Source organism: Pseudomonas sp. 2024-210, assembly GCF_045062345.1.
GTDB lineage: Bacteria > Pseudomonadota > Gammaproteobacteria > Pseudomonadales > Pseudomonadaceae > Aquipseudomonas.
On the sequence record NZ_JBJGEJ010000003.1, the window covers coordinates 106,842 to 119,026 of the forward strand.

Here is a 12,185-nt window from a genome sequence, read left to right on the forward strand (position 1 = left end):
GCGTTGGATAGGGGCTTCGTCAAACCAACGAGGACAGTGCAGATGGCTAAGCGTATCCAGTTTCGGGCCCACGGCGGGCCCGAAGTACTTGAGTATGTCGACTTCACACCCGCAGAGCCGGGTCCGCAGCAAGTCCGCGTAAGCAACAAGGCCATCGGTCTGAATTTTATCGACACCTATTACCGGGGCGGTTTGTACCCACTACCAGAGCTGCCGTCCGGGCTGGGCAATGAAGCCGCAGGCATCGTCGATGCCGTGGGCAGTGATGTGCACAACGTCAAAGTCGGCGACCGTGTGGCTTACGGCACCGGGCCGCTGGGCGCGTACAGCGAGTTGCACGTACTACCGGCCGCCAACGTGGTTAGGCTTCCCGACGATATTTCGTTTGAGCAAGCCGCCGCGGTGATGCTCAAAGGGCTGACGGTGCAGTACCTGTTGCGTCAGACCTATGAACTCAAGGGTGGTGAAACCATCTTGTTCCATGCGGCTGCGGGTGGCGTCGGCTCAATTGCCTGCCAGTGGGCCAAGGCGCTAGGCGTAAAGTTGATTGGCACGGTCAGCTCGCCTGAGAAGGCGGCTCTGGCGAAAAAGCTGGGGGCATGGGAAACCATCGACTACAGCCATGAAGACGTGGCCAAGCGTGTGCTGGAATTGACCGACGGCAAAAAATGCCCGGTGGTGTATGACGGCGTCGGCAAAGACACGTGGCTGACCTCTCTGGACTGCGCCGCACCGCGTGGTTTGGTTGTCAGTTTCGGCAACGCATCCGGGGCCGTGAGCGGGGTCAACCTGGGTATTTTGTCGCAGAAGGGATCGCTGTACGTGACCCGACCGACATTGGCCAGTTACGCCAATAACGCCCAAAACCTGCAGGCCATGGCGGACGAACTGTTTGAGATGATCCGCAGCGGCAAAGTGGCGGTCGATATCAACCAGCGCTTTGCGCTCAAGGATGCGGCCAAGGCCCAGACTGAGTTGTCGGCGCGACGCACTACCGGTTCGACCATCTTGTTGCCTTGATTCACGCCTGTAGCCGCTGCCGAAGGCTGCGATCGGCGGCGAAGCCGTCGTGAAATCGGATGTCTCGGTCATTCTGAACGACCGCGGTTTCAGGATTTACGACGGCTTCGCCGCCGATCGCAGCCTGCGGCAGCGGCTACAGGAAATTGTATTTCAAACCATCTTTAGGCCGGGCGCACCACCTTGCCCGTCGCCAGATCACGAATCAGACTCGGGTTTTTACGCCCACCCAGATTGCCGCCCAACACATGATCGATTTGACCTCGGAAATACTGCTCAACCTTGAGCCGCGTCCGTGCCGCCGGCAAACCGGCCGGATTGGCGGAGGTCGATACAATCGGTCCCACCAACGAACACAACTCACGCACCAACGGGTGGTCGCTCACTCGCAAAGCCACCGTGTCATGCACGCCAGTGATCCATTCTGGCAATAATCCTTGATGCGGCACTAGCCAGGTATTGGGCCCGGGCCAAGTGCTGCCCATGCGGTCGAGCCACTTTTGAGGAAAGTCTTCGAACAGAAAGTCGAACTGGCGAATGTTGTCGGCTATCAGAATCAGGCCTTTATCCACAGGTCGTGATTTGATCGCCAGCAAACGCTCCACCGCCTCTTCATCCCACGGGTCGCAACCCAGTCCCCACACAGCCTCGGTCGGGTAGGCAATCACCGCGCCCGCACGAATTGCTCTTGCTGCTTGCTGGACGCGCCAGGTGCTGATCATCAAATGTCTCCAAAATAGGTGCTGTGCGCAGTGTACTTAGCTGGCGCAAGCAAACCAACGCCCGCCCTCCAGCACCACGCGCCCCTCCAACTCAAGTTCGGTCAAGGCGGCCAATAACCGGGGAAGCTCCCAACCGCTGGCGCTGACCAGACCTTCACTGGTGTAAGGCGCCGCCTGCAACAATTGCACGAGCGGATGATAGCTGGGGGTGAACAGGTCCGCTGTGGCTAACGGTAAAGATCGCCAGCCACGCAGGCCTTCGAGAATATCGTCGACCGTTTCAACCAGCGTTGCGCCATCGCGAATCAACTGGTGACAGCCACGTGCCCCCGGATGGTGGATGGAACCGGGAATGGCGTAGACCTCGCGCCCTTGTTCGGCCGCCAGCCGGCCGTGATCAGCGAGCCACTCGCCACACTGGCTTCGACCACCAATACGCCGAGTGACAATCCGCTGATAATTCGATTGCGCCGTGGGAAGTTGCCGGGCAGCGGCCCGGCTTCTAACGGAAACTCTGAAACCACTGCGCAGCCGCCGTTAATCATCGCGTCAGCCAAGGCACGATGGCGCTGTGGATAAAGTTTTTCGAGTCCCGTGCCCAGCACCCCCACGGTAAGCCCGCCGGCATCAAGGGCTGCCCGATGGGCCACACCGTCGACGCCCAATGCCAAACCACTGGTGATGACAAATCCGGCACTGGCCAGGCTGCGTGAAAATGCACCGGTGGTATCCAGCCCAGGCCGGGAGGCGCGTCGGCTGCCGACGATTGCCAACTGGGGTTTCTCCAGTATTGAAGGATCACCGGCCACGAATAGCAGCGGCGGCGCATCGCACAATTCGCTTAATAACGCCGGGTAGTGCGCCTGATCATGCAACAAGAGATGCTGGCTTGAGCGCTCAAGCCAGCGTAATGCAGCGCTGGCGCCATTGCGAACCTGCGGACTGCGCCGGGCCTGCGCACAGGCGGCGGGCAAGCCTAACGCCGACCAGGCGCTGGCGGGCGCGCCCAGCGCCGAACTGGCGCAACCGAAGGCACGAAACAGCGTGTAATAACGCTTGGGCCCCACGTCGGGTAACAGGTGTAAGCGCAAGCGAGCCTCAAGCTCGGAAGGGGAAATATCGGGCAACGGCATGTGATCATCCTTGATCGTTCAAAGCGCTGGCAAGGCCGGCACAAGCTGTGGATAAGTCTGTGAACAAGTTGTTTGCCAAGCCATGAAAAACCCCAGCTTGAGCATCCGGCCGGCACTTGAAATGGCGCATGGAAACCCAACTTTAGTTGAGGGTTACAGGCAGGCGCCGCACGTTGGTTTCAAACTGCGACAGCGCGCGCTCGGCTCATGCCCTGTGCACTCCGGCAGCTAGTCGTTTCATCCGCAGGGGAATCCCTTTATTATGTGCGTTCGCGTAAAACGCCAGAGCCCGAGCGGGCTGTCTTCTGAAGGGGACGTTTTGCACAGGTTGCCCGAAGTCCTCAGGACCACCTGACAACCGTTTTTGAATCTTTCACACAGTGCATCAAACAAACTTATGGCTATTTTAAACATCCTCGAATTCCCAGACTCGCGACTGCGCACCATCGCCAAGCCCGTGGCGGTTGTGGACGACGAAGTCCGTCAGTTGATCGATGACATGTTTGAAACCATGTACGAGGCGCCGGGCATTGGCCTGGCCGCCACGCAAGTCAACGTGCATAAACGCATCGTGGTCATGGACCTGAGCGAAGACCGCAGCGAACCCATGGTGTTTATCAACCCTGAGTTCGAGGCCCTGACCGACGAGATGGACCAGTATCAGGAAGGCTGCCTGTCTGTTCCGGGTTTCTATGAAAACGTCGATCGACCACAACGTGTCAAAATCAATGCGCTGGACCGTGATGGCAAACCCTTTGAAATGATTGCCGAAGGCCTGCTGGCCGTGTGCATTCAGCACGAATGTGACCACCTCAACGGCAAGCTGTTTGTTGATTACCTGTCTAATCTCAAGCGTGACCGGATCAAGAAGAAGCTGGAAAAACTGCACCGCCAGAACGCTTGATCTCAAGATCCAATTATTGACGCGGCTCCGGTAGCCGCTGTCGAGGCACGAAGGCTGCGATCGGGCGCGAGGCGCGCCGTATCCACGCTCTACGGATATGCCTGATGTACTCTATCGCCGGGTTTTGCGACGGCTCTACAGCCGTTCGCAACCTTCGTACCTCGTCAGCGGCTACAGGTATTTCGAAGGATTACTCCAGCGCGTCACCCCATTCCAAGTGAGTAATTCATGACTGAGCCACTGCGCATCGTCTTTGCTGGCACCCCAGAATTCGCCGCTGAACACCTTAAGGCACTGCTAGACAGCCCTTACGAGATTGTCGCGGTCTACACCCAACCGGATCGCCCGGCAGGGCGCGGGCAAAAGCTGATGCCAAGCCCGGTCAAGCAATTGGCCCTTGAGCACCACATCCCTGTGATGCAACCGCCCACCCTGCGTGTTCCCGAAGCCCAAGCCGAACTCGCGGCATTGAAGCCCGATCTGCTGGTGGTGGTGGCGTACGGCCTGATTCTGCCCCAGGTTGTACTCGATATTCCGCGCCTGGGCTGCATCAACAGCCATGCCTCGTTGCTGCCACGCTGGCGCGGCGCAGCACCCATTCAACGCGCCATCGAGGCAGGCGACAGCGAGAGCGGTGTGACCGTCATGCGCATGGAGGCAGGTCTGGACACCGGCCCCATGCTGCTCAAGTCTGTGACCCCGATCAGCGCCGACGATACGGGCGGCAGCCTGCACGACCGTTTGGCCAAGCTCGGGCCGCCTGCGGTGATCGAAGCGATCGCCGGTCTGGCGGCCGGAACGTTACAAGGTGAAGTGCAGGACGACAGCCTGGCGACCTATGCCCACAAACTGAACAAAGACGAAGCCCGAATTGACTGGACGCGCCCGGCAGTGGAGCTGGAGCGAGTGATTCGCGCTTTCAATCCTTGGCCCATCTGCCACAGCACACTCAACGGTGAAGCCCTGAAAGTGTTGGCCGCCACTCTGGCTGACGCTCAAGGCGAACCGGGGCAGATTCTCGCCGCCAGCAAGGACGGCTTGATCGTAGGATGTGGAGAAGGCGCGTTGTGCCTGACCCGCCTGCAATTGCCCGGTGGCAAAGCGCTGAGTTTCAGCGATTTTTTCAACAGCCGTCGTGAGAAATTCGCCGTCGGTACGGTTTTGGGTGCCGCACAATGAATCCGCGTCTGGCCGCTGCCAAAGCCCTGACCGCCGTCCTGAACGGCAAGGCATCGCTCAACAGTTCGTTGCCGTTACAACTGGATAAAGTCGAGGTACGTGACCGCGGCCTGACTCAGGATTTGGCCTTTGGTACGGCGCGCTGGCAGCCACGCTTGTCGGCACTGGCCAACAAACTGCTGCAAAAGCCGTTCAAAGCCGCCGACGCAGACGTTGAAGCGTTGTTGTTGGTGGGCTTGTATCAACTGCTCTACACGCGCATTCCGGCCCACGCAGCCATCGGTGAAACCGTCGGCTGCGCTGACAAACTGAAAAAGCCCTGGGCCAAAGGCCTGCTCAATGCCGTCTTGCGCAATGCGCAACGCGAGAGCGAAGCCTTGCTCGCCGAACTGGAACACGACCCAGTGGTGCGTACCGCGCACCCACGCTGGCTGCAAAAATCGCTGAAAGCGTTTTGGCCCCAGCAGTGGGAAGCCATTTGCGCGGCCAACAACGCGCATCCGCCGATGATTTTGCGGGTCAATCGTCGCCATCATAGCCGTGATGCCTATCTGCAATTGCTGATCGAAGCAGGTATCGAAGCCCAGCCTTGCACCTTCAGCCAGGACGGCATCGTGCTGGCTGAAGCCTGCGATGTGCGCAACTTGCCGGGCTTTGCAGAAGGTTGGATCAGCGTTCAGGACGAAGCGGCGCAATTGGCTGCTGACCTGCTGGATCTGGCCCCCGGCCAGCGCGTGCTTGACGCCTGCTGTGCACCCGGTGGCAAGACCTGCCACATTCTCGAAGTCGAGCCCCAACTGGCCGGCGTGGTCGCCGTGGATCTGGAGGCCAAGCGTCTGGTGCGGGTTCGCGAAAACCTTGAGCGTTTGGGCCTGAGTGCCGAGTTAATTGCCGCCGATGGCCGCGACACCGCTGCCTGGTGGGACGGCAAACCGTTCCAGCGCATATTGCTGGATGCCCCTTGCTCGGCAACCGGTGTTATCCGTCGCCACCCGGACATCAAGCTGACGCGTCAGCCTGACGACATTGCAGCCCTCGCCGCTTTGCAAGGCGAGTTGCTTGACGCGATGTGGCCTACGCTGGAAGTCGGTGGCATCTTGCTCTATGCCACCTGTTCGACGTTACCGACCGAAAACACCGAAGTCATCGAAGCCTTTTTGGCCCGCACACCCGGTGCGCGGGAGCTGGATATTGCTGGCGCGTTCGGCATCAAGCAGCCGCACGGCCGACAATTGCTGGCTCAGGAAGGCGGGCACGACGGATTTTATTACGCCAAGTTGATCAAGATCGCTGCCGTTCGCAGCTAAACAGGGACTGACGGCATGAAAATCATCATTCTCGGCGCAGGTCAGGTCGGCGGCACCCTGGCTGAGCATTTGGCCAGCGAAGCTAACGACATCACGGTGGTCGATACCGATGGCGATCGCCTGCGCGACCTCGGTGACCGTCTCGATATTCGTACTGTGCAAGGCCGCGCTTCGCTGCCCAATGTGCTGCGTCAAGCGGGCGCCGACGACGCCGACATGCTGGTGGCTGTGACCAACAGCGATGAGACCAATATGGTCGCGTGCCAAGTGGCGTACTCGCTGTTTCACACCCCGACCAAAATCGCGCGCGTGCGTGAGTCGGCCTACCTGACTCGCGGTGAAGAGCTGTTCGACAATGACGCCATTCCGGTGGACGTGTTGATCAGCCCTGAGCAAGTGGTGACCAACTACATCAAACGCCTGATCGAACACCCGGGCGCCTTGCAGGTGATCGACTTTGCCGACGGCAAGGCCCAATTGGTGGCGGTCAAGGCGTACTACGGCGGGCCGCTGATTGGTCAGCAATTACGCCAGTTACGCGAACACATGCCCAATGTCGACACACGGGTTGCCGCCATTTTCCGCCGTGATCGTCCGATAACCCCCCGTGGCGATACCGTGATCGAAGCGGACGACGAAGTGTTTTTCATCGCCGCCAAAGCCAATATTCGTGCGGTGATGAGTGAAATGCGCCGCCTGGATGAAAGCTACAAGCGCATCGTGATTGCGGGCGGCGGGCAGATTGGCGAGCGGCTGGCCGAAGCCATTGAAAGCCGCTATCAGGTCAAGATCATCGAGATGAGCCCTGCGCGTTGTCGCTACTTGTCAGACACGCTCGACAGCACTGTGGTGTTGCAAGGCAGCGCTTCGGACCGCGACTTGATGCTCGAAGAAAACATCGCCGATGCCGACCTGTTTCTGGCCCTGACCAACGATGATGAAGCCAACATCATGTCGTCGCTGCTGGCCAAGCGTCTGGGTGCGAAAAAGGTGATGACCATTATCAACAACCCCGCCTATGTGGACTTGATTCAGGGCGGCGAGATCGATATCGCCATCAGCCCGCAGCTGGCCACCATCGGCACGCTGCTGGCCCACGTACGCCGGGGCGATATTGTCAGCGTTCACTCCTTGCGTCGGGGAGCCGCCGAGGCCATCGAGGCCATCGCCCACGGTGACTCGAAGTCGAGCAAGGTGATTGGCCGTCGTATTGGTGAAATCCACTTGCCTCCAGGTACGACCATCGGCGCGATCATTCGCGACGAAGAAGTGCTGATTGCTCACGACGCGACCGTGGTCAATGCAGGCGACCATGTGATCTTGTTCCTTGTGGATAAAAAGCATATTCGCGACGTCGAGAAGCTATTCCACGTGGGATTGAGTTTCTTCTAAGGAGATTGGCGTGCTGGAATCACTTGAAAAGATGCTGGCCAAGGGTGTGGATAACGCATTGCTGCGATTTGGTTTGGGCAAGGGCTATCTCGACCTTGGGGATCACCTCAAAGCCGTTGAACATCTACAGGCTTGCGTAGCGTTTGACCCCAAGTATTCCGCAGCGTGGAAGTTATTGGGCAAGGCTCAAGTGGCAGCGGGTGACAGAGTCGCCGCGCGCACGACGTGGGAGCAGGGCATAGCGGCAGCGCAAGCCCACGGCGATAAACAGGCTGAAAAAGAAATGACCGTCTTCTTGAAAAAGCTGGATAAGCCGCAAGCCTGAATGTGCAGGATGAGCGTGGGTGCGAAGGCTTGCCCCCGCTTTCCACCCTCAATCCTTGGGTGTCACGCCTTGGGCTTTTTGCGCGGTTTAAGGTACTTGGTCAGGCCCTGAAACCAGATGACCAATGCCGGGTTGCCTTTGATCTGAATCGACTTGTCTTGAATGCCGGTCATGAAAGCCAGTTGCTTGTTCTTGGCTTGCATCGTGGCAAAGCCATAATCAGCGTCTTTGAAGGCAATGGCAAAAGCAGGCTCCGGGTATAAACCCGAATGGCTGGTGATGCGAAGGTTTTTGACTTTGAAGTGACGGGCCACTTTGCCGTCGAGGGTTTGCAGCTGGAAAACCAGGTCTTTATCCACCAGTTGCTGCTGAAAAGCTGGGTTTTTGCGGCTGGCTCTGCCCATCAGGAAGCCCAGTATCCAGAGCAGAAAACGAAATTTCATGTGCGCGGCCTCGGGAAGTAATAACTAGCCGGCGCAGTGTAGCGATTTGAACCAAGAACTCCACTCATCTGCTGCGTTAGACGCAGAATAAGAAGATTTTGCCACTTATAGCCGCACAATCGGCTCAATCATTGTCAAAAATGGGCGCTGTCTTACCAGCTCGCCCATTTCTTCAGCCACCATTAATCGCGGCAATTGCCCGATTTATGGGTTAACGCTGTCTTTAAGAAACTTGCCCGGTTTGAAAGCCACGGTGTTGCTGGCCTTGATTTTTACCGGCTCGCCGGTTTGCGGATTTTTGCCGGTGCGCGCACCGCGATGACGCTGAATGAACGTACCGAAGCCGACCAGCGTAACGCTGTCTTTGCGGTGCAGGGCATTGGTGATTTCTTCAAGTACTGCATTGAGTACGCGGCTGGCTTGTTCTTTAGTGAGGTCAGCCTTGTCGGCGATAGCGGCGGCGAGATCTGGTTTACGCATGATGAAGCCTCTTTGACGGTTTTTTGTTGTTATGTCCGTGCTGCTCTCTAATGGAGCCGCGCTCAGGGCGCCGCAGGCTCTACTCTGCGGCAGACCGGAGTGAGAATGGCACGCGGCCAAAGCCTGCGCCAGCCTCAGGCGACGCTTTGTTGAGACAAGGCAATGTCATAAGCGACATAGACAGCGGTATTTACGCCAAAAGCGCAGGTAGCTCCTTATTGAGTGCCAGTTTTTCGCGAACCGCCTCACCCGTCAGCGCGTAACCGAGCAACTTGCCCTCAGCGTCGCGGCACAAGGCTTTAATGTCAGCACCCTGACCTTCCACGGTCCACACACCTTCGTGGCCACGGGGCACCGGTGACACCACCAGAGGGCAAACCGGGGTTTTGACCGTAATGGGCATCGCCCCGTAGCTCACCGCTGTGGGGTTACCTGCCAGTGTTTGTGCCAACGCCCGCGCGCAATTCATCAGGGGCATGACATAGAGCAGGCTCAAGCCCTCCACTTCGGCGCAATCGCCCAGCGCGTAAATATTGGCATGAGAGGTTTTGAGGTGACGATCGACCTCAATGCCGCGATTGACCTGTATGCCCGCCGCCGCAGCCATATCAATCCGCGGACGCAAACCAATCGCCGAGACCACCACATCACAGGCGATCACGCTGGCATCGGAGAGATGCGCTTGCAGCCCATCAGCGGTGCGTTCCAGGCGGTTCAACACCGGGCCCAGATGCAAACGCGCCCCGAGGCTTTCCAGACCTGCTTGCACGGCCGCAGCCGCAGCAGGATGCAACAGGGTGGGCATGACTTGCTCACACGGGGCCACCAGATCGACTTCGAAGCCACCGGCAATCAAGTCATTGGCAAATTCGCAGCCAATCAGACCAGCGCCCAGGATCAACACCCGACGTTTGCCAGCAGCAGCGGTGCGAAAACGCGCATAGTCTTGCAGGTCGTTGATCGGGAAAATGGCGTCCTGCGCATCCCCTTCTACCGGCACCTGCACGGTCTGCGCGCCCCACGCCAGAATCAAATCGCGGTAAGGCACTGCTTCTTCGCCAATCCACAGTTGTTTGTGGCCCGCATCAATACCGCTGATACGAGTGTGGATGCGCACCTGGGCGTTGAGTTGCGCGGCCATGGCCTCAGGCGTTGCCATGCTCAGACCGTCCGCCTCTTTATTCTTGCCAAAGCCGGTGGACAGCATGGGCTTGGAATAGGAGCGCCCATCATCTGCCGTGATCAACAGCAACGGGGTCTCGCTGTCCAGCTTGCGAAACTCCCGGGCCAGGTTATAGCCAGCCAGCCCAGTACCCACGATCACGACAGTTGCGTTCATTCCATTCTCCAGGGTTGAATCAGGTTGATAAGGGATCAATCAGTTGATTTCGATCATCTCGAAATCCATTTTGCCGACACCACAGTCCGGGCACAGCCAGTCTTCAGGAACGTCCTGCCACAACGTACCGGGCGCAATACCGTCATCCGGCCAGCCGTCGGCTTCGTTGTAAATCAGTCCACATACAATGCATTGCCACTTTTTCATGAGTTTATTTCCTAGGGTTCAGGCCGCACGAGGCCACAGACTTGTCTAGACCTGCTGCGTTGCTCGTCATTTTCAGGGCGTTTTGTACTGATGACCACCGTGATATGCAAGCACGATTGCCGCCAGTAACCGCTCAAGCGCTCATTCTATAAGCAGCGTGCTAAGCTCGCGGGCCTCAATGGCTGCCAATTATGACCTACCGTGTCGCACATGACGTCTCCACTGATCTCCCCTGCCTGGCTTGAACAAAGCCACCTGCACACCACGCCTGATGAACAAACACTCGATTGGTTGTTCGACCAGGGTTCATTGACTCGCCGGCTCACCGCGCTTTCAGACGGTGCTTTTAGCGTGCTGCCGCTGCTTGAGGGCTGGCAGACGCTGCGCAAGGACGAGTGCACAGCGCTCGACCTGCCTGAGGACAGCCGGGGCTGGGTACGCGAAGTCTATTTGCGTGGGCACCAGCAACCGTGGGTGTTTGCCCGCAGCGTCGCTGCCCACAGCGCTCTGGAGCAAGGCGGCCTGAACCTAGAAGCACTGGGAAACCGGTCGCTGGGCGAGCTGCTTTTTTGCGACCACGCCTTTGAGCGGGGCCCGTTGCAGGTATGCCACTACCCACGCGACTGGCTGCCGGTGGCGGATCGAGCCGACCACCTGTGGGCACGCCGCTCACGCTTTATACGCGGCACATTAAGCGTACTGGTGGCCGAAGTCTTTTTACCCCCTTTGTGGGCCACCCTGAGTGCCCGGCCGGAGAACAGCTGATGTACGTACGCCTGCTCAAATCGCTCAACCGCCTGAACCCACGGGCCTGGGACTTCATTCAACTGACCCGTATGGATAAACCCATCGGTATCTACCTGCTGCTGTGGCCAACGTTATGGGCGCTGTGGGTAGCCGCCAAGGGCGTACCGTCGCTGAGCAACCTGCTGATCTTTGTGCTGGGTGTGATCCTGACCCGAGCCGGTGGCTGTGTGATCAACGACTTTGCTGATCGCAAGGTGGACGGTCACGTCAAACGCACCGATCAACGACCTTTGGTCAGTGGAAAAATCAGCAGCAAAGAAGCGCTGGTTTTTTTTGCCCTGCTCATGGGTGCCAGCTTCCTGCTGGTGCTGTGCACCAATACCCCGACCATCTTGCTCTCCTTTGGCGGGCTGGCTTTGGCCGCCACTTACCCGTTCATGAAGCGCTACACCTACTACCCGCAAGTGGTATTGGGCGCAGCATTCTCGTGGGGCATGCCGATGGCGTTTACCGCCGAAACCGGAAGCGTGCCGGCGGCAGCGTGGCTGCTCTACATCGCCAACTTGCTGTGGACGGTGGGGTATGACACGTACTACGCCATGACCGACCGCGAAGACGACCTGAAAGTCGGGGTTAAATCCACCGCCATCCTGTTTGGCGATGCAGACCGCGTCATCATCCTCACACTGCAATGTTTAGCCTTGGTGTGCTTGTTGTTGGCGGGCTCGCACTTTGAGTTGGGCGGCTGGTTTCATCTGGGCTTATTGGCCGCAGCGGCCTGCTTTGTGTGGGAATTCTGGTACACGCGAGACCGCGATCCCCAACGGTGCTTTAAAGCCTTCTTGCACAACCATTGGGCGGGATTGGCGATCTTTATCGGCATCGTACTCAATTACGCGCTGGGGTAACCCCTGTGCGCCGTGGGGCAGCGGCTCTGTGGTATTGACCACACGATGCTGCTGCACTCACGTTGTTCACTCCTTCATG

General features: G+C 58.5%; 13 protein-coding genes and 1 pseudogene. 8 read left to right on the top strand and 6 right to left on the bottom strand.

Annotated elements, in window-relative coordinates; translation table 11 throughout:
* Positions 1–42 precede the first annotated feature (42 nt).
* Positions 43–1,020, top strand: a complete 978-nt coding sequence (locus ACI7MX_RS05140) for an NADPH:quinone reductase (RefSeq protein WP_405584399.1) — start codon at positions 43–45, stop codon at positions 1,018–1,020.
* Between the two features lie 164 nt (positions 1,021–1,184).
* Here the strand turns inward: ACI7MX_RS05140 and ACI7MX_RS05145 are convergent, their stop codons facing one another.
* Together ACI7MX_RS05145 and dprA are read right to left on the bottom strand one after the other, a co-directional pair.
* Entirely contained in the window at positions 1,185–1,742 is a 558-nt protein-coding gene (locus ACI7MX_RS05145; protein WP_405584396.1) for an L-threonylcarbamoyladenylate synthase, read from the bottom strand.
* A 36-nt stretch (positions 1,743–1,778) separates the two neighbouring features.
* Positions 1,779–2,875, bottom strand: a pseudogene (gene dprA / locus ACI7MX_RS05150) (DNA-processing protein DprA).
* 397 nt (positions 2,876–3,272) lie between these two features.
* Between dprA and def the strand changes: the two are divergent.
* The 5 genes from def (at position 3,273) to ACI7MX_RS05175 (ending at position 7,982) form a co-directional block, all read left to right on the top strand.
* Positions 3,273–3,779 (top strand): peptide deformylase, encoded by a 507-nt coding sequence (gene def, locus ACI7MX_RS05155; protein ID WP_405584393.1) that lies wholly within the window; start codon positions 3,273–3,275, stop codon positions 3,777–3,779.
* A 228-nt stretch (positions 3,780–4,007) separates the two neighbouring features.
* Positions 4,008–4,958: a methionyl-tRNA formyltransferase gene (fmt, locus tag ACI7MX_RS05160; protein ID WP_405584390.1), complete on the top strand. Its 951-nt coding sequence runs from the start codon at positions 4,008–4,010 to the stop codon at positions 4,956–4,958.
* Positions 4,955–6,265, top strand: coding sequence for a 16S rRNA (cytosine(967)-C(5))-methyltransferase RsmB (rsmB, locus tag ACI7MX_RS05165; protein ID WP_314486745.1), 1,311 nt, complete (start codon positions 4,955–4,957; stop codon positions 6,263–6,265). Before fmt ends, rsmB begins: the two co-directional genes overlap by 4 nt.
* 15 nt (positions 6,266–6,280) lie before the next feature.
* On the top strand, positions 6,281–7,657 hold the full coding sequence (gene trkA / locus ACI7MX_RS05170) for a Trk system potassium transporter TrkA (RefSeq protein WP_314486744.1): 1,377 nt from the start codon (positions 6,281–6,283) through the stop codon (positions 7,655–7,657).
* 31 nt (positions 7,658–7,688) lie between these two features.
* Positions 7,689–7,982, top strand: coding sequence for a tetratricopeptide repeat protein (locus ACI7MX_RS05175; RefSeq protein ID WP_405584628.1), 294 nt, complete (start codon positions 7,689–7,691; stop codon positions 7,980–7,982).
* Between the two features lie 62 nt (positions 7,983–8,044).
* Here ACI7MX_RS05175 and ACI7MX_RS05180 read toward each other — a convergent pair whose 3' ends face one another.
* From ACI7MX_RS05180 to ACI7MX_RS05195, 4 genes are all read right to left on the bottom strand, one after another.
* The gene (locus ACI7MX_RS05180) at positions 8,045–8,425 is read right to left on the bottom strand and encodes a helicase (RefSeq protein ID WP_314486741.1); all 381 of its coding nucleotides are present in this window, start codon (positions 8,423–8,425) and stop codon (positions 8,045–8,047) included.
* 204 nt (positions 8,426–8,629) lie between these two features.
* Complete coding sequence (locus ACI7MX_RS05185; RefSeq protein ID WP_122785536.1) at positions 8,630–8,905, bottom strand: HU family DNA-binding protein; 276 nt, start codon at positions 8,903–8,905, stop codon at positions 8,630–8,632.
* 190 nt (positions 8,906–9,095) lie between these two features.
* On the bottom strand, positions 9,096–10,244 hold the full coding sequence (locus tag ACI7MX_RS05190) for an NAD(P)/FAD-dependent oxidoreductase (RefSeq protein ID WP_405584384.1): 1,149 nt from the start codon (positions 10,242–10,244) through the stop codon (positions 9,096–9,098).
* Between the two features lie 39 nt (positions 10,245–10,283).
* Complete coding sequence (locus ACI7MX_RS05195; protein WP_003437744.1) at positions 10,284–10,451, bottom strand: rubredoxin; 168 nt, start codon at positions 10,449–10,451, stop codon at positions 10,284–10,286.
* A 201-nt stretch (positions 10,452–10,652) separates the two neighbouring features.
* Here ACI7MX_RS05195 and ACI7MX_RS05200 point away from each other — a divergent pair, with 201 nt between their 5' ends.
* Positions 10,653–11,216 carry a chorismate--pyruvate lyase family protein gene (locus tag ACI7MX_RS05200; protein ID WP_405584381.1) on the top strand — a complete coding sequence of 188 codons (564 nt, stop codon included), beginning with the start codon at positions 10,653–10,655 and terminating at the stop codon, positions 11,214–11,216.
* A complete protein-coding gene (ubiA, locus tag ACI7MX_RS05205) occupies positions 11,216–12,106 on the top strand; it encodes a 4-hydroxybenzoate octaprenyltransferase (protein WP_405584378.1) in 891 nt (296 codons plus the stop codon). Before ACI7MX_RS05200 ends, ubiA begins: the two co-directional genes overlap by 1 nt.
* Positions 12,107–12,185: the final 79 nt, after the last annotated feature.